This window comes from Microcystis sp. LE19-41.2A (assembly GCF_027530405.1).
Taxonomy (GTDB): domain Bacteria; phylum Cyanobacteriota; class Cyanobacteriia; order Cyanobacteriales; family Microcystaceae; genus Microcystis; species Microcystis aeruginosa.
This window is the reverse complement of the sequence record NZ_JAPZQJ010000483.1, coordinates 1-1001: the sequence shown is the minus strand read 5'-3', so window position 1 is coordinate 1001 and position 1001 is coordinate 1. Positions and strand designations below refer to the sequence as shown.

The 1001-nt window shown below is 41.3% G+C and carries 2 protein-coding genes; both read right to left on the bottom strand.

Going from position 1 to position 1001, the window contains the following annotated elements; genetic code table 11:
• Positions 1–317 precede the first annotated feature (317 nt).
• On the bottom strand, positions 318–536 hold the full coding sequence (locus O9290_RS20505; RefSeq protein WP_288087492.1) for an antitoxin family protein: 219 nt from the start codon (positions 534–536) through the stop codon (positions 318–320).
• 321 nt (positions 537–857) lie between these two features.
• On the bottom strand, positions 858–1001 hold a 144-nt coding region (locus tag O9290_RS20500; protein ID WP_353852160.1), incomplete at its 5' end, for a BrnT family toxin.

Genomic DNA, 1001 nt, shown 5'->3' with positions numbered 1-1001 from the left:
ACTTTAAACTCTAAGACAAACATTTTACGCACGGGTTACTTAGATAAAATCAGTATAGCACAATAAAAGTTAAGTTAACAAGCTATAGTTTAAAAAGCCGTCCTAAAAGGACGGGGCTTTAACCCAAAATTTCGGTAAATTAAAACATTTGTGTCAACGGCGTTCATGCAACATATCTCTAGTAAACTGGGGAGCATTAGAGGGAAGGCTCTTCTGGTTTCTGTGTGGAAACGAGGTCTATACTGATAGTTTCTTCCGCAAAATAGTCCTAAAAGTCTTGCCCAGTAAGCATTTCACGATTCCATAAGCAAAAATTATCACACAAAGTCGAGAAGAGCCGAGGGAATGGGGTTTTGTTGCATTCGCTCAACAAGCAGCCTTAAAAAATTCTGCCTAGCCGCAATATCGGTAATCTTTGGGGGAATAATTTGAGGTGATTTTACAAAAAGCTCCACCTCAGTGCCTTCAGGTAAATCGTAAGCTGTTTGAAGGATGAACGTACCACTATGATAAATTGCTTTCAAGGCTTGGGGCATGGGGAAATCTCTATCATGAGAGGGTGATTTAGTTAGCTGCTTACAGTCTAGCCTACACGAAGCAAATCTCGTGACGAACAATAGTCTGATAGTTTCATGTCCATATATTGCCATGCCTGAGTATATCTGACTATATTTCTATTGAAACTTTACAATACATCGCTATCAATGGGGAGTATAACTTGAGCCTTGGCTTTTGTAGCAGGTAAACCCCGCCGCACTACCGCCTTAGCAAACATTTCTGGCGTAATCTCTGGACAATCTGATCAATCAATATCTTCATCGCTCATCGCATCCAATCGTTGCCAATCAGTTTGAGGGTTACTCGAAGTAGGTTCGTTGTTCATATTTCGTCGCTTTTCTTGCAGAAATAATACGGGTGCAATCCTCACGTTCTGTATGGACAACGGCAATCACTCGCCCTTGCAACAAACCGAATGTGACAAAACGCTGCTCTCCATAACC